This is a genomic window from Aeromonas sp. WP2-W18-CRE-05 (genome assembly GCF_014168615.1).
Classification (GTDB): Bacteria; Pseudomonadota; Gammaproteobacteria; order Enterobacterales; family Aeromonadaceae; genus Aeromonas; species Aeromonas caviae.
Window position 1 is genome coordinate 1,514,028 of sequence record NZ_AP021917.1, and the last position, 25,402, is coordinate 1,539,429.

22 protein-coding genes are annotated in these 25,402 nt (G+C 63.5%); 4 read left to right on the forward strand and 18 right to left on the reverse strand.

What is annotated here, in order from left to right; genetic code table 11:
• Positions 1 to 54: 54 nt before the first annotated feature.
• Complete coding sequence (locus H7R73_RS07335; RefSeq protein WP_041213272.1) at positions 55 to 1,293, forward strand: uracil-xanthine permease family protein; 1,239 nt, start codon at positions 55 to 57, stop codon at positions 1,291 to 1,293.
• Between the two features lie 144 nt (positions 1,294 to 1,437).
• Positions 1,438 to 2,178 carry a dienelactone hydrolase family protein gene (locus H7R73_RS07340; RefSeq protein WP_103260500.1) on the forward strand — a complete coding sequence of 247 codons (741 nt, stop codon included), beginning with the start codon at positions 1,438 to 1,440 and terminating at the stop codon, positions 2,176 to 2,178.
• A gap of 63 nt (positions 2,179 to 2,241) precedes the next feature.
• On the opposite strand, the gene pgl is transcribed toward H7R73_RS07340, so the two are convergent.
• The 15 genes from pgl to H7R73_RS07415 all read right to left on the reverse strand — a co-directional run bounded on the left by pgl (position 2,242) and on the right by H7R73_RS07415 (position 19,743).
• On the reverse strand, positions 2,242 to 3,240 hold the full coding sequence (gene pgl, locus H7R73_RS07345; RefSeq protein WP_103260499.1) for a 6-phosphogluconolactonase: 999 nt from the start codon (positions 3,238 to 3,240) through the stop codon (positions 2,242 to 2,244).
• Positions 3,241 to 3,297: 57 nt separating this feature from the next.
• Entirely contained in the window at positions 3,298 to 3,906 is a 609-nt protein-coding gene (locus H7R73_RS07350; RefSeq protein WP_010673613.1) for a LysE family translocator, read from the reverse strand.
• A gap of 121 nt (positions 3,907 to 4,027) precedes the next feature.
• Positions 4,028 to 7,345, reverse strand: a complete 3,318-nt coding sequence (gene mscK, locus H7R73_RS07355) for a mechanosensitive channel MscK (protein WP_103260498.1) — start codon at positions 7,343 to 7,345, stop codon at positions 4,028 to 4,030.
• 149 nt (positions 7,346 to 7,494) lie between these two features.
• On the reverse strand, positions 7,495 to 8,907 hold the full coding sequence (gene pykF, locus H7R73_RS07360; protein WP_010673615.1) for a pyruvate kinase PykF: 1,413 nt from the start codon (positions 8,905 to 8,907) through the stop codon (positions 7,495 to 7,497).
• A 403-nt stretch (positions 8,908 to 9,310) separates the two neighbouring features.
• Positions 9,311 to 10,441, reverse strand: a complete 1,131-nt coding sequence (locus tag H7R73_RS07365; RefSeq protein ID WP_103260497.1) for a ribosomal protein uL16 3-hydroxylase — start codon at positions 10,439 to 10,441, stop codon at positions 9,311 to 9,313.
• A gap of 152 nt (positions 10,442 to 10,593) precedes the next feature.
• Positions 10,594 to 11,964, reverse strand: coding sequence for an adenylosuccinate lyase (purB, locus tag H7R73_RS07370; RefSeq protein ID WP_103260496.1), 1,371 nt, complete (start codon positions 11,962 to 11,964; stop codon positions 10,594 to 10,596).
• Positions 11,965 to 11,994: 30 nt separating this feature from the next.
• On the reverse strand, positions 11,995 to 12,606 hold the full coding sequence (gene hflD / locus H7R73_RS07375; protein ID WP_010673618.1) for a high frequency lysogenization protein HflD: 612 nt from the start codon (positions 12,604 to 12,606) through the stop codon (positions 11,995 to 11,997).
• A 211-nt stretch (positions 12,607 to 12,817) separates the two neighbouring features.
• Entirely contained in the window at positions 12,818 to 13,924 is a 1,107-nt protein-coding gene (gene mnmA / locus H7R73_RS07380) for a tRNA 2-thiouridine(34) synthase MnmA (RefSeq protein ID WP_010673619.1), read from the reverse strand.
• 158 nt (positions 13,925 to 14,082) lie between these two features.
• The gene (locus H7R73_RS07385) at positions 14,083 to 14,550 is read right to left on the reverse strand and encodes an NUDIX hydrolase (RefSeq protein WP_039039255.1); all 468 of its coding nucleotides are present in this window, start codon (positions 14,548 to 14,550) and stop codon (positions 14,083 to 14,085) included.
• A gap of 64 nt (positions 14,551 to 14,614) precedes the next feature.
• Entirely contained in the window at positions 14,615 to 15,523 is a 909-nt protein-coding gene (locus tag H7R73_RS07390; RefSeq protein ID WP_103260495.1) for a pseudouridine synthase, read from the reverse strand.
• Positions 15,524 to 15,606: 83 nt separating this feature from the next.
• Positions 15,607 to 16,074: a GNAT family N-acetyltransferase gene (locus H7R73_RS07395; RefSeq protein WP_103260494.1), complete on the reverse strand. Its 468-nt coding sequence runs from the start codon at positions 16,072 to 16,074 to the stop codon at positions 15,607 to 15,609.
• Positions 16,071 to 16,310 carry a hypothetical protein gene (locus H7R73_RS07400; protein ID WP_232092751.1) on the reverse strand — a complete coding sequence of 80 codons (240 nt, stop codon included), beginning with the start codon at positions 16,308 to 16,310 and terminating at the stop codon, positions 16,071 to 16,073. The genes H7R73_RS07395 and H7R73_RS07400 overlap by 4 nt, the downstream gene beginning before the upstream one ends.
• A gap of 7 nt (positions 16,311 to 16,317) precedes the next feature.
• Positions 16,318 to 17,079, reverse strand: coding sequence for a DUF3142 domain-containing protein (locus tag H7R73_RS07405; RefSeq protein ID WP_103260493.1), 762 nt, complete (start codon positions 17,077 to 17,079; stop codon positions 16,318 to 16,320).
• 3 nt (positions 17,080 to 17,082) lie between these two features.
• Positions 17,083 to 19,203 (reverse strand): hypothetical protein, encoded by a 2,121-nt coding sequence (locus H7R73_RS07410; protein WP_103260492.1) that lies wholly within the window; start codon positions 19,201 to 19,203, stop codon positions 17,083 to 17,085.
• A gap of 246 nt (positions 19,204 to 19,449) precedes the next feature.
• A complete protein-coding gene (locus H7R73_RS07415; RefSeq protein ID WP_042879347.1) occupies positions 19,450 to 19,743 on the reverse strand; it encodes a hypothetical protein in 294 nt (97 codons plus the stop codon).
• A 558-nt stretch (positions 19,744 to 20,301) separates the two neighbouring features.
• Here H7R73_RS07415 and H7R73_RS07420 point away from each other — a divergent pair.
• On the forward strand, positions 20,302 to 20,451 hold the full coding sequence (locus H7R73_RS07420) for a hypothetical protein (RefSeq protein WP_182951594.1): 150 nt from the start codon (positions 20,302 to 20,304) through the stop codon (positions 20,449 to 20,451).
• A gap of 84 nt (positions 20,452 to 20,535) precedes the next feature.
• Here H7R73_RS07420 and H7R73_RS07425 read toward each other — a convergent pair whose 3' ends face one another.
• Positions 20,536 to 21,627, reverse strand: a complete 1,092-nt coding sequence (locus H7R73_RS07425; RefSeq protein WP_039039248.1) for an alpha/beta hydrolase — start codon at positions 21,625 to 21,627, stop codon at positions 20,536 to 20,538.
• 410 nt (positions 21,628 to 22,037) lie between these two features.
• Between H7R73_RS07425 and icd the strand changes: the two genes are divergently transcribed.
• Positions 22,038 to 23,291, forward strand: coding sequence for an NADP-dependent isocitrate dehydrogenase (icd, locus tag H7R73_RS07430; RefSeq protein WP_010673630.1), 1,254 nt, complete (start codon positions 22,038 to 22,040; stop codon positions 23,289 to 23,291).
• A gap of 66 nt (positions 23,292 to 23,357) precedes the next feature.
• Here the strand turns inward: icd and H7R73_RS07435 are convergent, their stop codons facing one another.
• Both H7R73_RS07435 and H7R73_RS07440 read right to left on the reverse strand, forming a co-directional pair.
• Positions 23,358 to 23,534, reverse strand: a complete 177-nt coding sequence (locus H7R73_RS07435) for a hypothetical protein (RefSeq protein WP_080944224.1) — start codon at positions 23,532 to 23,534, stop codon at positions 23,358 to 23,360.
• A gap of 339 nt (positions 23,535 to 23,873) precedes the next feature.
• Complete coding sequence (locus H7R73_RS07440; RefSeq protein WP_103260491.1) at positions 23,874 to 25,205, reverse strand: D-serine ammonia-lyase; 1,332 nt, start codon at positions 25,203 to 25,205, stop codon at positions 23,874 to 23,876.
• Between the last annotated feature and the right edge of the window lie 197 nt (positions 25,206 to 25,402).

The following is a 25,402-nucleotide window of genomic DNA, read 5'->3' on the forward strand; positions in this document are numbered from 1 at the left end:
ATGACTGAAAAGTGTCAAATATCCCTGTCAGTTATCAAAAAATTAAGGATACCCATGTTTTCCTTGGTCAAGCAAAGCGTCGCCGGGCTGCAAATTCTGTTTGTCGCCTTCGGTGCCATGGTGCTGGTGCCCCTGCTCACCGGTCTGAACCCCTCCATGGCCCTGCTTGGCGCCGGTGTAGGCACCCTGCTGTTCCAGCTCTGCACCCGTCGTCAGGTGCCGATCTTCCTCGGCTCCAGCTTCGCCTTCATCGCCCCCATCATCTATGCCACCCAGACCTGGGGCCTGCCCTCCACCATGTTCGGTCTGTTTGCCGCGGGCTTCATGTATTTCATCCTGGCGGCCATCATCCGCGCTCGTGGCATGGGCTTCGTGCACAAGCTGCTGCCCCCCGTGGTCATCGGTCCCGTCATCATGGTGATCGGCCTGTCGGTGGCCCAGGTAGCCTGCAACATGGCCATGGGCCGTGCCGGCGGTGAGCAGGTGGTGCCTGCCACCACGGCGCTGACTCTGGCGGGGATCTCGCTGGCGGTCACCCTGATTGCCGCCGTGTTCTGCAAGGGCTGGATCAAGCTCATCCCCATCCTGTGCGGTGTCATCGCCGGTTATGTCTCTGCTGTGCTGATGGGCCAGGTGAGTTTCGACGGCATGGTCAACGCCCCCTGGCTGGCGCTGCCCCACTTCGAGACCCCGGAGATCAACTGGGCCGCGGCCCTCTTCATGCTGCCGGTGGCCATCGCCCCCTGCATCGAGCACATCGGCGGCGTGCTGGCCATCGGCGGCGTGACCGGCAAGGACTACACCAAGGATCCCGGCCTGCACCGCACCCTGGCCGGTGACGGCATCGGCGTCTGCTTCGCCGGTTTCATCGGTGGTCCCCCCGTCACCACCTATGCGGAAGTGACCGGCGCCGTGATGATCACCCGCAACTTCAACCCGGTCACCATGACCTGGGCGGCGGTGTTCGCCATCATTCTGGCCTTCTTCGGCAAGTTCAACGCCCTGCTCACCTCCATCCCCATGCCGGTGATGGGCGGCATCATGCTGCTGCTGTTCGGATCCATCGCCGCCATCGGTCTCAAGACCCTGGTGGAGTCCAAGGTGGATCTGGGGCTGTCCCGCAACATCGCCATCGTGGCGGTGACCCTGACCGTGGGTGTCGGCGCCCTGGAGATGAAGATCGGTGACTTCGCCCTGGCGGGCGTGGGGCTGGCCTCGGTGGCGGCCATCCTGCTGAACCTCATCCTGCCCCAGCACTCCGAAACGGGTGCCATGGAGAGCGCCAAGGATTAAGCGCCTGGCTTGCTGTACGTTGAGATGATGAAAAAGAGGCCACCTTCAGGTGGCCTCTCTTTCTTTGCCTGCGTACCACTGAACCCGGCCTCCCATGTGAAGCGGCTACACTCAGGGGCACCATTGACGGGAGAGGACGAAAGGATGAAGAGGGCATGGATCCTGGCCCTGCTGGGGCTGATGGGGAGCGGCGCGGCCGAGGCCGGTGCGGTGCGCTACGAGGTCGAAGGCAAGCCGTTCGAGGGCTATTACCTGGCGGGTACCGACAAGCAGGCCCCTCTGGTGGTGCTGGTGCACGACTGGGACGGGCTCAACGGTTACGAGATCAAGCGGGCCGAGATGCTGGTGGCCCTGGGCTACAGTGTCTTTGCCGTAGATTTGTTCGGTGCCGGGGTCAGGCCGAGCACGGTGGAAGACAAGAAGCGCCTCACCGGGGCCCTTTATCAGGACAGGACCAGGATGCGCTCCCTGCTGCAAGGAGGATTGGCGGAGGCGGGCAGGCAGGGGGGGCGGCTCGACAATGCGGTGGCCCTCGGTTACTGCTTCGGCGGCGCCGCCGTGCTGGAGCTGGCCCGCAGCGGGGCGGATCTCAAGGGGGTGGTGAGCGTACACGGCGGGCTGGAGACCCCGGCCGGGCAGGACTACAAAGAGGTGAAGGGAGAGTTGCTTGTCCAGCACGGCAGCGCCGACGAGGCGATCTCTCTGGGTCAGTTTGCGGCGCTGGTGGCCGAGCTGGAGAGCGCCGGGGTGAAGCACGAGGCGACCAGCTACAGCGGCGCTCCCCACGCGTTCAGCGTCTTTGGCTCGGACAACTACCGCGCCGATGCCGATGCCAAGTCCTGGCAGCGTTTCACCGGTTTCCTGAAGGAGGTGACCGGCTCCTGAGGGGGCCGGTTCACGCAGGCCATGGCAGTGCCATGGCTTTTTTTATGCCCGTTTTTCGCCATCTCAGGGGAGGGCGAGCACCCTCACCCACATGGCCCCCTTGCCCACCTCGCTCCGTGGGCCCGGGGTGAGCAGACCGCTTTCGGGGTCGATGGCATGCAGCGCCACCTCGTGGGATTGCTGCCCGGTCGCGATGAGCCAGTGGCCGCTGTGGTCGATGGCAAAGCCCCGGGGACAGGCCTCGGTCGGGAAGTGGCCGAGGGGGGTGAGGGCGCCATCCTGGGGGGAGACGCCGAACAGGGTGAGCAGGCTGCTGGCCCGTTCGCTGGTGTAGAGAAAGCGTCCATCCGGGGTCAGGTGCAGGTCGGCGCCCCAGCGCTCCCCCTCATAGCCTGGGGGCAGCATGTCCAGGCTCTCGCGCGCCACTATCTGTCCGTCCGCCTCCCTGTGGTAGCGATTGAGGGTGGCGTCGAGTTCGTTGAGGCAATAGAGATCGCCGTTGTCCGGGTGCAGTGCCAGATGGCGGGGCCCGGCGCCGGGGGCGGTGTGAATGTCCCCCAAGGGATGGGGAACCAGCCTCTCGTCCACCAGGGCAAAGCGGCGCACCCTGTCCTCTTTCAGGCAGGCCACCAGCAGATCCTGCTCCCCGTTTTGCCCCGGGAGCCAGGTGACCGAGTGGGCCGCCATCAGGTGGTCGAGACGCTGGTGAGGGGGCTGCATCCGGCCCGCCTGATCCTGGCGGGAGACGGTGACGTGGTTGAAGGCGTAGGAGGCGGCAAAGAAAAGGCGGCCGCTCCCATCGGTGCAGGTGTGGGAGGCGCTGCCGAGCAGTGGCGCCGAGGTCGGGGCCCCGAGCCGCCCATCGGCGGCGATGGGGAAGCTCAGCACCCGAAAATCGGGGCGCACCCCCGCATGGAGCCAGCGCCGGTCCGGGCTGATGACCAGGGGCTGCACCTCGCCGCCGGTCTGCACTTCCTGCAGCGGGGCGAGGGTGCCTGCCTCGATGCGAAACACATGGATCAACCCGCTCACCGGGTTGGCCACATAGACCACTTGTTGCATTGCATCTCCTTTGCGACGGCCATCCGTCGGGTCAAGGGAAAGGGGAGTCCCGGCGTCTCAGGCGGGGATCAGGATCTCGCGAATGACGGGCACCACTGACAGTACCAGCAGGGCTGCCATCACCTGGTTGAAGCGGCGACGGGCAAGATCGTTTGCCAGCCAGCGCTTGAGCAGGGAACCGCACAGGAGCCAGAGTCCGACACAGGGGAAAGAGACGATGAAGAAGGTCAGGGCGATGACGAGGTGCTGCTCAAAGGGGTCGCTCCCCGCGCTGGTGAAGGCGGCGATGGCGCCGGTGGCGACCACCCAGGCCTTGGCATTGACCCACTGGAACAGGGCACCCTTGAAAAAGCCGAACGGGCGGGTCCCGTTGCTGTCAGCCATCCCGTCCGTCGGGCGGGCGATGAGCCAGGCAAGATAGAGCAGATAGAGGGTGCCCGCGCACTTGATGAACATGTGGAGTTCGGGGAAGCGGGTAAAGAGCTGGCCAAAGCCCAGCCCCACCAGCAACAGCATCAGGGTGAAGCCGACGCAGATCCCCATGAGCAGGGGCAGGCTCTTGCGTATCCCGACGCTGGCGCCGGCGCTCATCACCATGATGTTGTTGGGGCCGGGGGTGACCGATGCCGAGATGGCAAAGAGCACCACGGCGTAGAGCGAGTCCATTGGGTTCCTCGTGCAGACAGTCCGTTGTCTTCCCTATATTGGGGGCGATCTGCGCTTTCCAAGGCGGGGGGCGGGCAGAAAAAAAACAGGCCCCGTGACGGGGCCTGTGAAGCGGGCGGGATCAGACGGGCTGGTTCCCCGCCGGCGGTAGCGCCGGGCGGGATTCCACCTTCTGTTCGTCTCCCTGCATGTTCTTGATGTAGACGTCCATCTGGTTGAACGCGATCTCGATGCCATGCTCGCGGAACAGCACGTCGATGCGGCGGTTCAGCTCGTCGATGGCCGGGTTGCGATCCCCCAGCTCGCTCACGAAGAAGCGCAGCTCGTGATCCAGGGTGCTGGGCCCGAAGGTGAGGAAGTAGACGATGGGGGCCGGGTCTTTCAGCACCCGGCTGTTCTCCATGGCGGCCTGCATCAACAGCTTGCGGGTCAGATCCAGATCAGAGCCATAGGCCACCCCGACCCGGGCGATGACCCGGGTGACGGTGTCGGATAGGGACCAGTTGATGAGCCGCTCTATCATCAACTGCTGGTTCGGGATGATCACCTCCTTGCGGTCGAAGTCGGTGAGGGTGGTGGAGCGGATCCTGATCTTGTTGACCGTGCCCGAGATGGTGCCGATGGTGACGGTGTCGCCGATCCGCACCGGGCGCTCGAACAGGATGATGATGCCCGAGATGAAGTTGGAGACGATCTGCTGCATGCCGAAACCGATACCGACCGAGAGACCGGCGGCCAGCCACTGCAGCTTCTCCCACTGGACCCCGAGCATGGCCAGCGCCGTCAGGCTGCCTACCCCGATCAGGGCGTAGTTGAGCATGGTGGTGAAGGCATAGGCCGTGCCCTGGGCAAGGCGCAGCTTGGAGAGCACCAGCACCTCCAGCAGGCCCGGCAGGTTGCGGGCCAGCGACAGAGCCGCACCAAACACGAAGAGGCCGGTCAGCACGTCGCTCAGGCTGATGGGATAGAGCACGGCGTTGGCCCCGGTCCCCTCGCTCTTGTGCCACAGCACCACGCTGTCGAGGTAGGTGAAGACCGCCACCAGATCAGACCAGAGCCAGTAGAAGGCGACGCCGAACACCAGCAGCAGCATGATGCGGGTCAGACGCAGGGACTGCTGGCTGACCTCTTCCAGATCCATGGGCTGCTCTTCGATGGCTTCGCCCCCTTCCGCATCCTCCTGGGTCTTGTGTTCCCGCTTGGCGACCGCGCGGCGATAGGCCAGACGACGGGCCGCCAGCTCAAGACCACGCAGGGCGGTGCGATAGACCAGACCCCAGATGATGATGAGGTAGAAGGACTCGATGAGCCTGCCGGTGAGTTTCAGAGCCGTGTAGTAGTAGCCAAGGGCTGCCAGCACCATCAGGGCCACCGGCGCCAGCGCCAGGGAGACGGCGGTCAGGGTCTGCAACATGCTCGCCTCGCCCTTGATGCGGGCGCGGGAGATGGGCAGCACCAGGTAGGCGGTCAGCCCCAGCAGCAGCATGGTCATGCCCTGGCCGATGACGTCGTTGCCAAGGGAGGAGGGTTCCACCACCGCCTTGGTCGACAGCATGATGAGGGGCAGCAGGGGCAGCCAGAGGTAGCGCATGCTGTTGCGCTTGGCCTGCAGCTCGTCCCGCGGCATGCGGAAGTGGGTCTCGCCGATGCCCCCCGGTCGCATCACCGACAGGTAGACGCTGAACACCAGGTAGCCGAGGGCCAGGTTCAGGGTGATCTGGAAGATGAGTTTCGGGCTCAGCAGGCCGCAATAGGCGAGCAGCAGGCCGGCGGCCAGGATGAAGAGGGTGCCCGGCAGGCGTTGCAGCACGGTGAACAGCAGGGCACGGGGGGTGTGCCACTGGCTGTCCTGACGAAAACGTCCCAGATCCTTGACGATCTTCTTCTGGCGCTCGAGCAGGGTGCCGCGCTTCCACAGCAGCAGGCCTCCCACCAGCAGCAGTGGCAGGGAGAGCAGGGAGACCGCCAGCAGCATGTCGCCCCAGCCGCTCCAGTCCGGTTTCAGCACCCAGTCGGAGGCCTGCTTGAAGGCCTGGGCCGGCCAGGTGATGAACCACTTGGCATCGATGGGCTTGTTGCTGCTCACCCAGAAGATGTGCTGCTGCAGGGTGAACTCGATGGAGGCATAGACCCGGGTCAGCTGCTGCTGGGTCAGTTGCAGGCTGATGGCGTTGGTGAGCTGGGCATCCATCTGGCGGTTGAGCTGATCCAGCAGGCCGATGCGGGTGTCGATGAGCTTGGCAAGGCTGGCCCTGTCTTCGTCGCTCACCGTCTCGCCGCTGCTGGCGATGAGGTTGTCCAGATACTGGTTCTTCTGGAACAGCTGGTCACGCTGCTGGCTCAGTTCGAACTGGGCCAGGTGCAGGTCGGCGATCTGCTCCTCCAGGTTCTTCACTAGGGTGGAGGGGGCCGCTTCCAGTTGCTGGTAGAGCTGATAGAGGATGCGCGAGAGCAGCAGGTTGCCCTTGAGCATCTGCACCTGTTCGTTGAGGTTGCGCTCGGTCTGGGTGCCGCGCTCCAGCATGCTCTTCGCCTGCAGGTTCTTCTGGGCCAGGGTGTTGAGGCTGTTGGTGGAGCTGATGAGCTGCTGGCTGAGCTGGTAGTTGAGCTCCTGCTCTTTTTGCACCAGGGGGTTGTCTTCGGCGGCCACCAGCTCGCCGGTCTCTTCGGCGGTCTTCTCGGTGTCGCCCAGGCGCTTGGCGCTGCTCTGCTCCTGCAATGCCTGCAGTTTCTGCTCTTCACTGGCGAGGCGGGCACTCTGGTAGTCCCGTTGCTTGACCACCAGATCCTGCATGCTGGTGCGGTTGTCCAGCTCCTTTTGCAGGTTGGCCAGTTGCAGATCCAGCAGGGCCAGCTCGGCATTAAGCTTCATTTTCTCGGCGCTGCTCACCCCGTCCCCGGCGTTGAGGCGGGTGCGGATCTCCTGGCTGCGCTGATAGGCGCGGCTCATGCTGGCCTGGGCCCGCTCCGGCAGGGTCTGCAGGTTGGTGATCTGGCTGCCGATGGTGCCAAGGGCCTCCTGGGCCGCCTGCATGTTGGCCATGATCTCGGGTTGGCGGGCATCGAGCTCCGCCAGGCTCATGGTGGCGTATTCGCTCTTGAGCTGCTCCGGGCTCTTGCCCTGGGTCAGGGCGTCGAGCTTGGTGCCGATCTCCTTGAGCTCTGTCGGCAGGGTGCGCAGGCGTTCGCTCTGGGTTTTGGCCTTGCTCTTCTCCTTGTCGATGCTGTCGAGGAGGGAGAGGGTGTCAGTCAGGAACTTCTGGTCCGCCTGCTGGCTGGCCGTGGGGGTGTCCGATTTGCCGAGGGCGTCGAGCGCCCGCTGCACGGTGGCGCGCTGGGGCAGATCCTGCGCCAGGGTGCTCGGGGTCCAGAAGGTAATGAGTAAACAGAGCAGCGGCAGCAGGGTGGCCGAGGCTCTTTTGAAGCGTGTTGAGAGCATAAAGCGTCCGGGTGATTATGCGATGTTCGGGGGATTTTCCACCAGGGTAAAATCCGCGTGGATTCTAGCACCGGCGCAAGAGGGGCAGCAGGGGGAGAGATAAAAAAAAACGGCGCCCGCAGGCGCCGCTTTCATCGGTTCAGGACTGATTACAGTACGTGAACGGAGGCGGTGTTGGTGGTACCGCTCGGTACCAGGGCACCGGAGACCATGACAACCACGTCACCCTTCACGCCCATGCCGATTTCCAGCGCAGCTTCTTTGCCGATGCGATAGAAGTCGTCGGTGGAGGCGATGGAGTCAACCACGTGAGCAACCACACCCTTGGTCAGCACCAGCTGGGCAGCGGTCTTCTTGTTGGTGGTGATGGCCAGGATCCAGGCTTTCGGGAAGTACTTGCGGATGGCCTTGGCAGACTTGCCGCCTTCGGTGGCAACCACGATCAGCGGGGCGTCCAGCTTCTCGGAGGTCTCTACCGCGCCTTTGCAGACCGCTTCGGTGATGCGCAGCTTGTTGCTGTCGTTGGCAGCAGATAGGTTGGACGGCATCACGGCATCGGTACGCTCGCAGATGGTGGCCATGATGGTCACGGCTTCCAGCGGGTACTTGCCCTTGGCGGACTCACCGGACAGCATGACTGCGTCGGTACCGTCCAGGATGGCGTTGGCCACGTCGCCGGCTTCGGCGCGGGTCGGACGCGGGTTCTTGATCATGGAGTCCAGCATCTGGGTGGCGGTGATGACCACTTTGCGGGCTTTGTTGCACTTCTCGATGATCATCTTCTGGGCGAAGATCACTTCTTCTACCGGGATCTCGACACCCATGTCGCCACGGGCAACCATGATGCCGTCGGAGACAGCCAGGATCTCGTCGAAGTTGTCCAGGCCTTCCTGGTTTTCGATCTTGGAGATGATCTGGATGTTCTCGCCGCCGTGGGCTTTCAGGTGCTCACGGATTTCCAGCACGTCTTCTTTCTTGCGAATGAAGGAGGCGGCAACGAAATCAACGCCTTGCTCGCAACCGAAGATGAGGTCGCGCTTGTCTTTCTCGGCCAGGGCCGGCAGCTTGATGGAGACGCCCGGCAGGTTGATGCCCTTGTTCTCGCCCAGGTCACCGTTGTTGAGCACTTTACAGATCACTTCGCGCTCGGTGATTTCGATGACGTCCAGGCCAATCAGGCCGTCGTCAACCAGGATGCGGTTGCCGACGCGCAGGTCGCTGGCAAAACCGGCATAGGTGACGGCGACTTTGTCTTTGTTGCCCACCACGGTCTGGTCGGTGGTGAAGGTGAAGGTCTGGCCAGCGACCAGGGAGACGTCGTTGCCGCCTTCGAGCTTGATGGTGCGGATTTCCGGACCCTTGGTGTCCAGCAGGATGGCTGCGTGCTTGCCGGTTTCGGCCATGACAGCGCGCAGGTTGCTGATGCGACCACCGTGTTCGGCGTAGTCGCCGTGGGAGAAGTTCAGGCGCATGACGTTCATGCCGGCATCCAGCATCTTGCCCAGCATTTCTTTGGATTCGGTCTTGGGACCGATGGTGCAGACGATTTTGGTCTTTTTCATGTCAGTCTTCATGGTTAAGGAATTTCCGCCGTGCAATATACACCAGTTTTTGGATACTTTTTATGATCCAGAAACAACGTTTTGAGCGAAAACGGCCTCAATTTGAAAGATAACGTTTTCGCTCACAGCTCATTTTAGGGGCTAAAATAATTGATTTTCCGCAACTGAGGCCATTTGGTTCCCATTTCTGGCCCCGCATCCTGCCCGATCCCATGTTGTTAAATGACAAACAACAGGGCCCCATTGCGGGGGCGATCCGGCCCGATGCCGTTGGCCGTCATCCAGTGTAGTCACTCCCTCCCGCGGCGTCAGGGCGAAGCAACGCAAGGCAGGAGCCGGTTGGCCTACAGCGGAAAAAACGCCGCCCCTCCCGGCACGCCGGGAGGGGCGGCAGCCCTCTGGATCAGCCGAAGAACCAGTAGCCGCGGTTGACCAGCCGGGTCAGCAGTTGCAGGAAGCCCGCCTGATCGGCCAGTTCCACCAGCGCGTCCTGGGTGATGATGTCCTTGTCGCACAGGAGTGCGATGGCGGCCGGATCCTCGCTTGGCAGGGTCCAGGCTTCGCCGTCGATGTAGCAGGTGCGGCTCTCGCCGCTGAACCAGACGCTGCGCAACCCCGGCACCTTGATGGCGGGCTCCCCCTGGCTCAGCAGGTCGGCCACCTCGTCGGCGCTGTAGTCCGGCTCCACCGGATTGACGTCCAGATCGTGCTTGGCCTCGGAGATCATGGTGCCGAACCACTCCTTGAACAGGGTCTCGTCGTCGAGGGCCTGTTGCATCAGCTCCCGCAGGCGGTGCAGCTCATGGGGCTGGATTTCCCCGTGGCGGGCGCGGGGCTGGAGGTCCGGGTCGCCGTAACGTTCGGTGCGGATCTCGTTGTCGATCAGGTGATCGGCAAAGGAGGAGACAAGGGCCTTGGCGTCCGGCGCGCGGAAACCCACCGAGAAGTTCAGGGAGGGCTCGATGGCGTAGCCCTCGTGGGGGAATCCGGGCGGGATGTAGAGGATGTCGCCCGGCTCCATGATGACGTCGATGATCGCCTCGAACGGCTCGCAGTGCAGCAGGGCGGCGTGGGCGGCAAACTCGTTCAAGGGCTTGGCATCGCCGACCCGCCAGTGGCGCTTGCCCTGACCCTGGGTGATGAAGACGTCGTAGTTGTCGATGTGGGGGCCGACACCGCCGTGAGGGGTGGAGAAGCTCACCATCACATCGTCAAAGCGCCAGCCCGGGATGAACTGGAAGGGCACCGCCAGCTCGTGCACCTCGGGTACCCAGTGGTTGCACGCCTGCACCAGCACGGTCCAGTTCTCTTCCCCCAGGTGATCGTAGGATTCGAAGGGGCCGTGGGCCGCCTCCCACTTGTTGTTGAAGCGGGTGACCAGGCGCGATTCGATCTCCTCTTCCATGGCCAGACCCGCCAGCTCGTCCGGGCTGATGGGATCCTGAAAGTCGGTGAAACCGCCCTTGATGAGGAGCGGGCGCTTCTGCCAGTAGTGCTCGAGGAAGTGAGCGATATCCAGATTGAGTTGGTACATGGTGCTTCTCGTATCTTGTGAGAGGGCTTGCCCAAGGCGGGCTTGGGCAAGGGCTCTGAAATGGCCCGATAGAGGGTGATCATATCAAATGGGCCAAAATCAACGGGGGCCCTGCCGTCATGACAGAGCCCCCGCCGGTTCGGTTACATCACTTATTTCAGCAGATCGACCAGACGCTGGGCGTCGCCGATGTAGTTGGCCGGGGTCAGCTTCTTGAGCTCGACCTTGACCGCTTCCGGCAGTGTTAGGGTGTCGATGAAGGTGCGCATCCCTTCGGCGTCGACGCGGCGACCACGGGTCAGCTCTTTGAGCTTCTCGTAGGGCTTCTCGATGCCGTAGCGGCGCATCACGGTCTGGATGGGTTCCGCCAGCACTTCCCAGTTGGCGTCCAGATCGGCGGCCATGGCGTCCGCGTTGGCTTCCAGCTTGGAGATACCCTTCAGGGTCGCCTGATAGGCAATCAGGGAGTAACCCACCGCCACACCCAGGTTGCGCAGCACGGTCGAGTCGGTGAGATCACGCTGCCAGCGGGAGATGGGCAGTTTGCTCGCCAGGTGCTGGAACACGGCGTTGGCCAGACCCAGGTTGCCTTCGGAGTTCTCGAAGTCGATGGGGTTGACCTTGTGGGGCATGGTGGAGGAGCCGATTTCGCCGGCGATGGTGCGCTGCTTGAAGTGGCCCAGGGAGATGTAACCCCAGACGTCACGGTCAAAGTCGATCAGGATGGTGTTGAAGCGGGCCAGGGCGTCGAACAGCTCGGCGATGTAGTCGTGGGGCTCGATCTGGGTGGTGTAGGGGTTCCAGGTCAGGCCCAGGGAGGTGACGAACTCCTCGGAGAACTGGTGCCAGTCCACATCCGGGTAGGCGCTGATGTGAGCGTTGTAGTTGCCCACGGCACCGTTGATCTTGCCCAGCAGCTCCACCGCCATGATCTGCTTGAGCTGGCGCTCCAGACGGTAGGCGACGTTGGCCATCTCCTTGCCCATGGTGCTCGGGGTCGCCGGCTGACCGTGGGTGCGTGACAGCAGCGGCATGTCGCGGTACTCGACGGCCAGGCGCTTGATCTCACCGATGAGCTTTTCGCAATAAGGCTTGATCACCTCTTCCCGGGCGGTCTTCAGCATCAGGCCGTGGGAGTTGTTGTTGATGTCTTCCGAGGTGCAGGCGAAGTGAATGAATTCGCTGACGGCGGCCAGCTCCGGGTTCACTTCCACCTTCTCTTTCAGGAAGTACTCCACCGCTTTCACATCATGGTTGGTGGTGCGCTCGATCTGTTTGATGCGGGCGGCATCCTGCTCGTTGAAGTTGCTGACGATGCCGTCAAGCACGGCATTGGCTGCCTCGCTCAGGGCAGGGACTTCCGGGATCCCGGCGTGGCTGGCCAGTTTTTGCAACCAGCGCACCTCGACTTCGACGCGAAAACGCAGCAGACCGAATTCGGAGAAGATAGGGCGCAGGGCATCGGCCTTGTCGCCATAACGACCGTCAATCGGGGAAACGGCAGTCAGCGCGGACAGCTCCATGGGGTGAACTCCTGATGATTGGTGTGGGGGTTAAAATCGTTTGGCCAGTTCCACCATCTTCTTGCGGGCGAAGATGATCTGGGTACGGCTACCGCCGAGCTGGCGCCACAGCACCACGGCGCGGATGCCTGCGAGCAGCAGGGCGCGCACCTTGTGCTGCACCAGGGGCTGCTGCAGGAACAGCGGGGTGCCCGCCACCTGGATGCGCGGCCCGATGGGGCTGATAAGGTCGCTGTAGATGCTCGCCATGTTGGCCAGGATCTGCTCGTCGAGCAGATCGAAATGCTGTTGCTGGCGGCCGATCTGGCTGATCCGCTCCCCCAGCATGTTGAGGATGTCCTTGCGCTTGGCGAGCTTGCGCTCCAGCGCGATCAGGCTCACCACGTAGCGGGTGAGCTCGGCATTCTTCTGGCTGCCGTCGGCCCCCAGCTGTTCCACCAGGGCGCGATAGCCGTCGCGAATGGCCAGGTGGCTGCCGAACACTTCCAGCGGCTGCGTGGGGTTGGTGACCAGAATGCTTTGCAGGCTCTCGCGCAGGGAGGCTTCATCGCAGGAGCCGTCACGGGCCACTTTCTGCACCAGATAGGCGGCCTGGCAGATGCCTGCGAAGGCCATGGTTCTGTCTTGGAATTTGTCGCTCATATCTTCACGGCCCTGTTCTGTTCTTTCACCGGCCGATGCCATGATCCGGCCTGGACGTTGCCAATCATGCATCGCTGCCTGGTACTGTTTTTCTTTGTCCCCTCTCCCTCAGGGAGAGGGTCAGGGTGAGGGTGGTTACCCCCTCATCCCCAACCCTTCTCCCGCGAGGGGAGAAGGGAGTACAGCGCGGACGCTCGTGAGCGCCCAGCCCTTAGACCGGATGGCTGAAACGTTGTTCGATGATGCCGCCGCCCAGACACACTTCCCCGTCGTAGAAGACGGCGGACTGGCCCGGGGTCACCGCAGCCTGTTTCTCGTCGAAGATGACCCGGATAGTCTCATCGTCGATGGGCTGGATCAGGCAGGGGATGTCTTCCTGACGGTAACGGGTCTTGACGGTGCAGCGGCGCGGCGCGCGAATGGGGGTGCGATCCACCCAGTGCAGCTGGCTCGCGACCAGGCCGTCGGAGTAGAGGCGGGGGTGTTCCCCTTGCGCCACCACGAGGGTGTTGCGCTCCACCTCTTTGTCCACCACGTACCAGGCCTCTTCGGTGGCATCTTTGCGACCGCCGATGCCAAGCCCCTTGCGCTGGCCCAGGGTGTGGTACATCAGCCCCTGATGCTCGCCGATGATCTTGCCGTCCACGGTTTCGATGGGGCCGGGCTGGGCGGGCAGGAACTTGGCCAGGAAGTCCTTGAACTTGCGCTCACCGATGAAGCAGATGCCGGTGGAGTCTTTCTTCTTGGCGGTGATGAGATCCAGCTGCTCGGCGATGCGGCGCACCTCGGGTTTTTCCAGATCCCCGACCGGGAACAGGCTCTGACCCACCTGGGCTTCGCTCAGGGTATAGAGGAAGTAGCTCTGATCCTTGTTGGTATCGAGGCCGCGCAGCAGGCGCGGGCGGCCGGTGCTGTCGTCACGGCGCACATAGTGGCCGGTGGCGATGTAGGTGGCCCCCAGCTCTTCGGCGGCGAATTCCAGGAACGCCTTGAACTTGATCTCCTTGTTGCACAGGATGTCCGGGTTCGGGGTGCGACCCGCCTTGTACTCTTCCAGGAAGTGCTCGAACACGTTGTCCCAGTATTCGGCGGCGAAGTTGATGGTGTGGAGTTTCATCCCCAGCTTGTCGCAGACGGCCTTGGCATCAGCCAAATCCTGGGCGGCAGAGCAGTACTCGTCCGTGTCGTCTTCTTCCCAGTTCTTCATGAACAAGCCTTCGACCTGATAGCCCTGCTGCTGGAGCAGGTAGGCCGAGACGGAAGAATCCACGCCGCCGGACATGCCGACGATCACCTTGATTTGGCTGTTGTCTGTCATTAGTCGAAGTTACCAGTTCGTTTAAACGGGGCGTATTCTACCAGAGTTTTGCGCCCCCGGTCACATCTCCCTGCCGCCGTTCCCCTTGGAAGCCCGGTGGCGGGAAATCGTTTTTCTTGTCTCGGCCCCATCGCGTCAAAAAGAGCGTCCAATGGCGCTTAGATAAAGGCTTTGAGTGCCGACAGCGGCAGGCGGGTGCCTGCCAGATAGTCCTGGATACACTGCCACACCAGGGGGCTTCGCAGGGCGGGCTTGCACTCGGCAATCTCCTCCAGGCTGAGCCAGTGACAGGCCAGTACGTCACCGTCGGGATCCTCTGGATGGTGCTGACCGGGCGACTTTTCAAGGTCGAAGATGACGGCGGTGCGCACAAAGGTGGCCTCGCTGTCCGCCGGTTTGAAGAGGTAGACCCCGAGCCAGCCGGTGGGCGCGGCGGTGAGTCCGGTCTCCTCCTTCAGCTCGCGGCAGGCCGCCTGGATGAGATCTTCTCCCGGCTCCACGTGGCCGGCGGGCTGGTTGAAGCGGCGCTGGCCCGCAATCTCCTCTTCCACCAGCAAGAAACGCCCCTGCCAGTGCACCAGAGCGGCCACGGTGAGGCGGGTGGGCAGCGGTGGGTGATCGCTCATAAGGACTCCTTGTCTTGTTGGCTGTGCCCCGGCGGGGGCGCTCGATGCAGATCCGCTGTCGCCTTCATTCAGAGGGCTTGGTGCGAGCCGGACGGCGGGCGGTGGTGCGCCCGCCGCTGCGATTGCCGGGGCGCGGGTCTGCCCCGCGGCGCTCCCGCCCCTGGGGTGGATCCTGATCTGTTGGCCGGGCGGTGCGGGGGGCGCTGCGGCCAGTGCCCCCGGCTGCGGCGGATGCCCGTGGTTTGCCTTGCGTGGCGGCTGGTCGTGGCGCGGGTGCCAGATCGGGAGCGGGCAGGGCGCGGCTCTCTCCCGGCGCCAGCCCATCGAGGGTCCACTCCCCGATGGCGTAGCGGATGAGGCGCAAGGTGGGGTGGCCGATGTGGGCGGTCATGCGCCGCACCTGGCGGTTGCGCCCCTCCACTATTTTGATCTCGAGCCAGCAGGTGGGGATCTCCCTGCGCTCGCGTATGGGCGGGTTGCGTGGCCACACCGCAGGGTCATCCATGATGCGCGCCCCGGCGGGCAGGGTCATGCCGTCGTTGAGTTCCACACCGGCGCGCAGGGCGGCCAGTTTCTCCTCGCTCGGGATGCCTTCCACCTGCACCCAGTAGGTCTTGGGGGTCTTCTCTCCCGGCTGGGTGAGGCGTGCCTGCAACTTGCCGTCGTTGGTGAGCAGCAAGAGCCCTTCGCTGTCTCGATCCAGCCTGCCCGCGGCATAGATGCCGGGCTCTTTGATGTAATCCTTGAGGGTCTCGCGGCCCCCTTCGTCGGTGAACTGGCAGAGCACCATGTAGGGCTTGTTCAAGAGCAGCAGCTTGCGATCCACCGGGGCGGGGGCCGGTTTGCGCTCGTTGACCCTCCCTGCGTGCCGGGCCTCCCGGCGTTGGGATGGGCGCACCGTGGTGGGCCCGCTGGCCGTGCGGCCTGCGTCAGGGCGGGCGGAGAGGGAGAGACGGGGACGGGCTGATTTCATCGCATGCCTACCAAAAACAGGGGATGGCGGAGTGTACCACAGGGGGTGGTCATCAGGGGGAGAGCGGGGCTCACCCTCTCGGGTCAGAGGGAGGCGGTGCCCGGCGCCAGTGCGAGGGAGAGGCGCAGCATGTCCTTGTGCTGGATGCCGTGCTCCATCAGGGGCTCGGGATAGTGGATGAGGAAGTGATCCTTCACGACGGCATGGACGCGAAAGCCGTGGCGCTGGTAATAGGTGAGCTGGTGGCCGAAGCTGCCGGTACCGAGTTCGACGCGGCCTATCCCCTTCCCGGTCAGGTTCTCCAGCACGAAGCGCAGCAGGCCGGAGCCGATGCCCTGCTGCTGGCGGTTGGGGGCAACGGCGATGTTGAAGATCTCGGCGGTTTGCTCCCCCACCAGGCCCGCCACGCAGGCCCCCACGACCTCGTTGTCCGCCAGGGCGGCAAAGCCCCAGGCCCCGGGCAGGTAGGCGGCGATGCGCGACGCGGCGGGATCGGCCTCCAGCAGCAGGGCCAGCTGCAGGTGGGCGGGGTTCATCTCGACAAACGTCATCCTTGTTTCTCTTCCTGTTTGTGACGGCGCGCAGCGCGCAGCACGATGGCGGGCTTGACCGATGTGGTGGCCCGGGCGGCGCCCTCGGGGGAGGCAATGCCCATGCTGGCCAGCACCCGGGCGGCGTTCTCCTCGCACGGCATCTCGCCCGGTTTGGCTTCAACCAGCTGGATCAGGGCCTGCAACTGCTGCTTGCTGTGGGCAAGCCCTTGCCCCTGTGTCCCGATAGGGTTCACCCGCGTCTCAGTGGGCGTCATGCCGGGGAACAGGGGCGCTGGTCCCCGGGATCGGCGCCGGGCGGTTGAGCAGGAAGACCACCTCGCCCCGGTAGTGGGGGGAGGCGGCCAGTGTTGTCTGCCAGGCGGGATCCCACTCCCCATCCTGCACCAGCCCGACCTTGAACGGGATGGTCAGGTGCGCCATGGCGGGCAGATAGGCCTGATATCCCGGCACCGTGCGCGTGCCCTGATAGGTCTGGATCACCAGCTCGTCCACGGGCAGGCGATTGAGCTCTGCCACGTCCCCCGTTTTCGCCCAGTCGAGCAGCCCCGTCACGCTGAGCTTGCACCCGGGAGGCAGGGCACGCCGCAGTTGTTGCAGGGCGTTGCCATAGCGATCGAGCTGGCGGGTCGCCGCATCGAAGTCGATCTGGATGCCCGCCACCCTGGCCCCGGCCGCGCGCCACGCCTCGTAGAGGCGCACCAGCACCTGCTCGTGGGCGGGGGAGAGGGGGAGGGCGTTGACACGCACCACCAGCCAGACCTGCCCGGCCTTGAGGGGGGAGGGAACCCGCCCCAGCTTGACGAAGCGGGGGCCGCCGGGCCTGTCCAGGATCTCCCCCTGATGCAGATAGAGGGTGCTGGCCTGTTCCAGTACCGGCTGGTGGCGGGTGGCGGACCAGAGCCAGAACCCGTGATAGGCGCTGGCATCGACACTGGCCTCAAGGGGGGTGGCCAGGGCCGTCAGCAGCAGCGCCAGCAGGGCGCGTTTAGAGCGTCTGCTCATGGCTCACCAGTAGTATTTGAGGGATCTGGCCCACACCGAGTTGCCATAGCGCTGCTTGAGGGTGTTGAACCAGGCCTGCCGGGTGCGTTTGGGGATCTCCTGGCTGTCGCAGCTGTTGTAGCCGGAGGGGGCATAGCACTGGATGGCGCGATAGAGGGCATAGCTCTTGTCTTCGGGCTCCGCCTTGGGGTTGGCCATCACGGCCTGATAGAGGGCGAGGCGACTCGGGAACGTGGGATGCTCGTCTTGCGCCAGCCCCCAGATCATCTCGCGATCCTGCCACAGGTCGATATGGGGATTCCGGCTGCGCAGGTACTCCCCGAAGCAGTTGAGGGCATGACCATCGTCGGGGCGCTGCACCAGGGTGCCAAGGGTCTGGGCCAGATCCCGGCAGTGGTAGCCCTGGGGCGTCCCCTCTCCGCGCCACTGGAACGCCGAGAGGCGCACATCCCCGTTGGGCACGGGCTCCCAGGGCGCGTCGGCGGGAGGGGTCGCCTCCTTGTAATCGGCGGGGATGAGGGCCACATCCTGCAAGAAGGTGGCCGGGTCGCTGGCGATGAGATCCCGCACCAGCAGGGTATGGAGCGCAATCTGCCGCTCCGCCGCGCTCGGGCCCTGACTGGCTTGCTGGCGCAACAGGGCGGGTTCGGCCTCCTGCTTGAGCACGGCCGCGCGGATGCGCAGCTGGGTGATGGGGCTGCCCGGCTGGAAGATGGCGGCCGTGTTGCCGGTGCGTACCCAGTGATCCGCCAGCACGTTCTCCACGAACGCCTGCTGGGCCTGACCCAGGGGGGAGGCCACCAGCGCCATCAGGGCCTGCTCGGCCTTGTCGAAGGCCTTCATGCCCTGCCAGGCCCAGATGCGCAGCATCTGGTGGCTGAATGCCAGGGTGGCGTCCTCCTGCCCGGGGGAGGGCAGGGCCAGCACCTGCTCGAACTGCTTGTCCAAAAAGAGGGCGTAGGCCTTGAGATAGGCCGCCTGCGCCTGGTGACCGGTTTTTTGCAGGTGCGCGATGGCGTCGTCCAGCTGGGCATCTTGCCAGTCCCGCGGCCGCTCATAGGTCGGTCTGAGACCCCGCAGGGCATTGACGAACAGCAGCGCCGGCTGGGCCGAGTCCTGATAGGCCGCCTGATGGCGATAGGCATCGCCACTGAGCAGGGTGAGATCGATCTCGTTGACCAGGGCCTCCAGCGCCGGCAAGGGCTGGCGGGTTGCCATGGCCTCGTCATAGGCATCCCGCAGGGCGCCGAGATCACCGGACATCCACTGGATGCGTCTGAACAGTCCTCTGGTCGAGCTGGCGTAGCGCCCTTGCGGGTAGGCCACCAGATAGGCCTGGCCCTGGGCCATGGCGCGGCGAAGGGCCTCCTTGTCGCTCCTGGTCACGTCCTGATCGCCGTATTCGTCCTTCGCCTCCTTCATCGCGAGGTTGATCTCCGTGCGCATCACCATGTAGGTCGCGCTCTCGGCCACCCAGGGGGCCTTGGCCTGCTGCAAGGCGGCAAAGCCTGCGCGGGCCTCCTCGAAGCGGCTCTCGTAGAAGTGTCGGGCGGCCTGCAGATACCCCTGCCACTCAAGGGCAGCACTGCTCATTTCGGTCGCGGGGGCGGGGCTCTCCTGCTGCCCCAGGATCAGCAGACGGCTTCGCAGCAGGGACGTGCGCTCCGGGGCGGGTACCTCGCTCTGCTCGAGGGCGTCCAGAAACGCGCTGACCGAGGAGAGGGAGTTGGAGATGGCGTGGCCGTAGAGGGAGTCGTGGCCCGCGTATTGCTCGAGCAGCGGGGGGAGGGACGGGTCGTAGGCGGCCAGCCGGCTGCCGAGCTGCTCGCGCAGCGCCGGATCCTCCACCTCCTCCGGCTGGGGGAGGCGGGTGAGGTAGAACAGCGGCTGGCTGCGCTCGTTCAGCGGATCCGCCGGCAGGGTGAAGGGGAGGGGGTGATGCTGGGCATCCCCCAGCAGCATCAGCAGGTTGCCCCGGGTGTCGTTCTCGTTGAGATAGAGCGGATAGGTGGGGAGAGGGCAGTCGGTGAGCCAGAAGCCGCACCCGTCACCGTCACCGGAGGCGAGGGCGGGCAGTGCAACCAGCGTCATCGCCAGCACCGAGCAGTGGGTCAGAGATGTCATGGGATCGCTATCCGTTTGTGGGCCCGCGCCGTGCATGACGCCCGGGCCGGGAAAGGGGGTTCGCAGTGGCGGGCAATAGTACGAAAGAGGGTCACAAACGACAACCCATTCTGACCTGGTCGGTGCTCTCCCTGTCAGGACGCCTGCGCCATCCCCCTGTCCCGAGCGCGTGCTCTTTGTTGCTTCGCGGATGTCAGCATCTGCCATCGCCATACATCGCCATACAAAAAGAGAGAATGTGGATGCTTATATCGGGGGCTCTTCGGTGCGAAAGAGCGCCTTGCCGCAGGCGAGGCAGGTGTGGCGAAAGCGATGATCAGGCCAGCCGGTCTGGGGGTGGCCCAGCACCTTGTCGGAGCCGCAGGCGCAGCAGCGCGCCCCCAGTTCATCGTCGATGGCGCATTCGGGATGCTGGTGCAGGTAGTCGGCGCGGGTAGGCAGGCGCAGCCAGTCGGGCTGGGCATGGCGCTGGTTCCAGAAATAGCACCCATAGAAGGTGCCTGCGGCGACGGGCAGGGCAAACCACCAGAAGAGATCCATGTCATGACTCCGACGAGAGGGGATGAGGGCGGCAACAACCCGCTCAGCAGGCGCGGTGCGGCCCCATTTTATCGGGGCGGGAGTGGGGCGGGATATGCCCGGATGGGTAACAAGCGAACCTGCTGGTGGTCGGGCTGGCAAGCCGCAGGGTCGGGGTTGGGGATTATCTATCCATTAAAGAGATGGGTTGCGTCATAACCCATCGCATTTTTGGATGGACATGGGGGCCTTTCCGGTTGCAAAACTCGGAGAGCGGGGAGTTTTTGTGAAAAAAAATGTGCATATCCTCGTCATGCCGATCTCAAGGGAGTCATTGAGCAAGTTATAAATATCAAGGTATTGATATCAATGGCAAAAACAGTGATTTTATCAGGCGTTTTCAGGGTGGATGATGGGGTTTCATAAGGAGCTTTAACCCATTTTCTAGATTGGTTTTTGCATAATCAATCGTTTATTTTGTTGGACAATTGGGGAAAACCTGGTGTCCAATCGGGTGAGCAGGTTGGCCAAACAGTGCCGTCAGCCAGTGTGTAACCCGAGATGTAAGGAGACATCCTGATGGAAAAACTTGACCAAAAAATCGACATCATGCGCCAGGAATTCGAGTCCCAGGGGCAAAAACAGGCCCAGGACAGATGGCAGGCCAGGGTCGATGAACTGCAACGGGAGCGCAGCGAAGCGCCCCAGCCGGAAGCGGCAGAACACTAGCCCCTGGCGGCCTTGTGGCCACCAAGTGAGCGCATAATGAAAAACCACCGCCCTGTTTGGGGCGGTGGTTTTTTTGCGCAGTGGCTAGAGGCGATAGAGGTTCTGGGCCGCATCGAACAGCTCCGCGCTCTCGCCGGTGCCGCCGTTGAAGACGGTGTGGAAGAAGCGCAGCACCTTCTCGTTGGCGAGGGCATCCCCTTCGAAGTAGGCGTGAGAGTCCCCCACATGGGGCTGATTGGTCACGTCCACATAGGTGGCCGTTCTGGCGTCCAGCCGCCGGGTGTAGTGGCCGAGCCTCGCCTTTTGCTGCTCCCCCATCTTCATGCGCGATGCCATCAGGGCACCATCGCGCTCATTGATGGTGATGTAGAGGCGGTTGCGACACTGGATGCGGTCGACCCACTGGGCGTGAAGCTCGTTGTTGGTGTCGGCGGCGGCCATGATGATGTTGTCGAACAGCAGCTGGTTGGCGTGGTAGGTCGTGCTGCCCAGCAGGTGTTTGAACAGGTAGTTGCCCATGCTGTGCAGCAGCAGGTTGATGGTGAAGGGGCAGCGCTTGTTCACCTCCTTGGCGAAGTAGCGATCCCAGGCCTCGCCGTTGTCGGCGAACTTCTTCTGGGCCTTCTCTTCCAGCTGCGTCACATACTGGCCGTTGAACTCGTCGAGCAGCCCCTTCATCTTCTCCAGCACCCGGTCAAGGGCACCGGCCGAGGCCAGGGCATCGCGCTTGTCGCTCTTGTAGCTCAGCACGCCCCGGGCGCCGCCGCCATTGGCGGGCCAGCTGAAGCAGAGCACCTCGACGCCGTACCGGGCCTCGAGCCCCGCGGCCCGTTCCAGCACATCGTCAAGATCGTTGTTGAAGCCGTGTACGAACAGCAGCAGGTGTTTGCCGGTCTTGAGCTTCTGCTTGGCCGTGCTGCCGGTCCCGGCGCAGCGCTCCAGCAGCTTGCGCGCCACATAGGCGCTGGCCGGGTGGGGGAGGTCGGGGTCAAGGCCGACGCTGGCGGCCATCTCGGCGGTGATCTGATCCGGCAGCAGGTCCAGCTGCCACTGTTTGCCCTGACGCCGGGCCTCGGCGAGGCGCAGTTCGTTGGGGCCCTCTGCGGGTTTTTCGCCAAAGATCTCGCTGGGGGTCTTGCCCTGCTCGTTGACCATCCGGTTGGTGACGATAAACATGGTGTTCTCCTTGTTGTCGTGCTCTCTTCATGACCGGCCACGCCCCGGGCGCCCCGATCACTGGCAAAGAGCCTAGTCCGGATCCGGCAGCCTGTCCCCCGGCGCGCCTTGCCTCGCCAAAGGGGTTACGACGATGTAAAGGCGAACGAGATTTGGGGGAATGGCGCCTTCGGGGCGGCGAGGGCAGGAAGACGCTGTCATCACTAGAGGAAGAGGCCCGGATGGACGGGGCCTGCGCCTCGTCAGGACCAGAGGGCAGCGAGGGAGTAGGGGATCCTCAGGCGCACTGTGATCCACTCCCCGACTATGGTCTGACATGCACGCCCGCTATTTGATTATGCAAATGGATGGGCTTAAGATGGCCGCGCGCAACGATCAGATTGATAACAAACGGAAGTTAGGAGATGCCGATGGAAAGCAAAGTAGTTATCCCGACCCAGGGCCAGAAAATCACAGTCGATGCCAGCGGCAAGCTGCAGGTTCCCCACAATCCCATCATTCCGTTTATCGAAGGGGATGGTATCGGTGTGGACGTGACCCCGGCCATGTTGAATGTGGTGAATGCTGCGGTCGAGAAAGCCTACAAAGGCGAGCGCAAGATCGCCTGGATGGAGATCTATACCGGCGAGAAATCGACTCATGTCTATGGCGAAGGTGCCTGGCTGCCGGCCGAAACCCTGGATTTCATTCGTGAATACTGCGTGGCCATTAAGGGCCCGCTGACCACCCCGGTCGGCGGTGGTATTCGCTCCCTCAACGTGGCCCTGCGCCAGGAGCTGGACCTCTACGTCTGCCTGCGCCCGGTCCGTTACTACGAAGGGACCCCGAGCCCGGTCAAGCACCCCGAGCTGACCGACATGGTGATCTTCCGCGAGAACGCCGAAGACATCTACGCCGGCATCGAGTGGAAGGCAGACAGCGATGAAGCCAAGAAGGTGATCGCTTTCCTGCAAAACGAGATGGGCGTGAAGAAAATTCGCTTCCCCGAGTCCTGCGGCATCGGCATCAAGCCCATGTCCAAGGCCGGTACCGAGCGTCTGGTCCGTGCCGCCATCGAGTACGCCATCGACAACGATCGCGACTCCGTGACCCTGGTGCACAAGGGCAACATCATGAAGTTCACCGAGGGTGCCTTCAAGGATTGGGGCTATGCCCTGGCCCAGAAAGAGTACGATGCCCAGCTCATCGACGGCGGCCCCTGGTGCTCCTTCAAGAACCCGAAGACCGGCAAGACCATCGTCGTCAAGGACGTCATCGCCGATGCCTTCCTGCAACAGATCCTGCTGCGTCCGGCCGAGTATGACGTCATTGCCTGTATGAACCTCAACGGTGACTACATCTCCGACGCGCTGGCGGCCCAGGTCGGCGGCATCGGCATCGCGCCGGGCGCCAACATCGGCGATGGCGTTGCCCTGTTCGAAGCCACCCACGGCACCGCGCCGAAATACGCTGGCCAGGACAAGGTCAACCCGGGCTCCCTCATCCTCTCTGCCGAGATGATGCTGCGCCACTTGGGCTGGACCGAGGCGGCTGACCTCATCGTCAAGGGGATGGAAGCGGCCATCGCCAACAAGACCGTCACCTATGACTTCGAGCGTCTGATGGAAGGAGCCACCCTGCGTTCCTGCTCCCAGTTCGCCCAGGACATGATCGACCAGATGTGATCCGGGTCGTTGAAATGCAAAACCGGCGCCATGAGCGCCGGTTTTTTTATGGAGGAGAGCAGGTCGTCAGGTGGTTTTTTCCACGTGCTGCTCGTAGATCTGCTGCCATTTGCTGGTCTCGGCCTCATCTCCACGGGCCTGCCAGAATTCGCAGATGGAGTTGGCGAGCTCGGATGCCATGGCGTGGTCTCCGTCACGGCGGCTCATCAGATATTGTCCCAACCAGCTTTGATATTGTTTCATCGCCCGATCTCCTTATCTAAGGTGCCCAGAGGGGAGTGCTCCTGGCGTCAAGGTCGCGCAGGAGCGATTCGAACTGGGCACATGTTGTGCTGCGCCCGGCAGGTGTTGGTCGCCGGAACCGGTGGTTATCTCACCGGAAAAAGGGGACAACGGGGCGCAGATGTCAAAAAACGGTCTCTATCGTATCACAAAATAACCAGTCAGTGGGGCTGGATGACAAATCAGGCTGTCCAGCAGTCTGGCCGTCTGTGTCATGGTGGCGAGGGCTGAGGCGCCATCTTGCTGATCTCGCAGCAGAAAAACCCGCCAGGTCGGCGGGTCATGGGGGCGAAAAAAAGATCAGATCCGGGCGCAGGCCAGGTATTTTTCCATCTCCTCGGCGGGCACCATGCCGCCGCCGGTGGCCCACACCAGGTGGGTGGCCCCGGCCATCTTGGCAGCATCCAATCCCTGCCCACTCTGCCACTCAAGGTTGGCGGCCACTCGCCAGGGGCCTGCCATGCCCGCCAGTGCCGAGGGCTCGAGCCGGATCTCTTCATCCCGGGCCAGGAGCCCCAGCAGGTCGTACATCTCCTGATCCCTCAGGGTGTAGAAGCCCGCAAGCAGGCGTTCCATGGCGCGACCGACAAAACCGGAGGCGCGTCCCACCGCGAGGCCGTCGGCGGCGGTGAGGTTGTCGATGCCAAGGTCTTGCACCGCAATGGCATCGTGCAACCCGGTGTGGACCCCGAGCAGCATGCAGGGGGAGTGGGTGGGCTCGGCGAAGAAGCAGTGCACGTTGTCCCCGAACGCCAGCTTGAGACCAAAGGCCACCCCGCCCGGGCCACCACCGACGCCGCAAGGCAGGTAGACGAAGAGCGGATGGTCGGCGTCCACCCTGATGCCCATCTCGTCGAACTGCTTTTTCACCCGCTCGCCCGCCACCGCATAGCCGAGGAACAGGGTGCGAGAGTGCTCGTCATCGATGAAGAAGCAGGCGGGATTGCGTTCGGCCTCCTTGCGCCCCAGCTCCACCGCCACCCCGTAATCGTCGGCATATTCCACGACGATGGCGCCATGTTCGCGCAACTTTTTCTTCTTCCACTCCCGCGCATCGGCGGACATATGGACGGTGACGCGAAAGCCGAGGCGGGCGCTCATGATGCCGATGGAGAGGCCGAGGTTGCCGGTCGACCCCACCGCGATGCTGTACTGGCTGAAGAAGTGGCGGAACTCGTCCGAGAACAGCGTGCGATAGTCATCCGTCTCGCGCAGCAGCCCAGCCTGGATGGCCAGATGTTCGGCATGGGCCAGCACCTCGTGGATGCCGCCGCGCGCCTTGATGGAGCCGGAGATGGGCAGATGGCTGTCTTGTTTGAGCAGCAACCTGCCGGTGAGTTTGACGCCGTAGCGCCCATTGAGGGTCCCCTGCAGGGTCGGGATGGCGGCGATCCCGGACTCGATGATGCCGTGGCTGGCGCGGGTTTCGGGGAAGGCCTCGCACAGGTAGGGGGCGAAGCGGGCGAGCCGGGCGGAGGCGGCGGCCACATCGTGCCGGGTGAGCCCCACATGGGGCAATCCTTCCGCGAGGGAGGTGGCCCCCGGATTGAACCAGGTCACAGGGGTGAGGGCGATCAGCGGTTCGAGCAGGGGGAAGCGGGCGATGAGCCCGGCAATGTCGGTGTGTGTCATGAAAGCCTCTCGGGGTGGTGACGGAATCATCCCATTGAATGGCACCAGCGTTGCCGTGACAAATGATAAAATGCGTCGCTTGGATGAGCCCAGTTGATGCAAATGGTCATCTGCCCTGCTGTACCTTCGAATACGGGTGACTTGAGTCTTCCTGGTGAATGCAAACCTCGCCCTTCTGGTATCATCTGCCAGATAAA